The organism is Planosporangium thailandense (assembly GCF_011947195.1).
GTDB classification, from domain to species: Bacteria; Actinomycetota; Actinomycetes; order Mycobacteriales; family Micromonosporaceae; genus Planosporangium; species Planosporangium thailandense.
The window spans coordinates 1-226 of the sequence record NZ_JAATVY010000113.1 but is presented as its reverse complement, the minus strand read 5'-3'; the positions used below and the strand labels follow the sequence as shown (position 1 = coordinate 226).

The window sequence follows — 226 nt, the reverse complement described above, 5'->3', positions numbered from 1 at the left end:
GCCAGCCCCGCGCGGAGCTCAGGACGCGGGCGGCGTCCAGCCCGCCCGCACCCGCCCCGGCCGCCCGGGTCAGACCCGAAGCGGCGTAGGTGGTGCCGGTGAGCAGGTTCTTCACCGCGTCCGGCCGCAGCCTGGGCGCCACCGCGAGCGCGTCGGCGACGACGGCGGATGTCACGGCCGTCGCCATCGACGTACCCGAACCCCGGAAGTAGCCGTTGCCAATCCG

General features: G+C 76.1%; 1 pseudogene. It reads right to left on the bottom strand.

Going from position 1 to position 226, the window contains the following annotated elements:
• Positions 1-187 (bottom strand): annotated as a pseudogene (locus HC031_RS32375) (S8 family serine peptidase); the annotation flags it as partial.
• Positions 188-226: the final 39 nt, after the last annotated feature.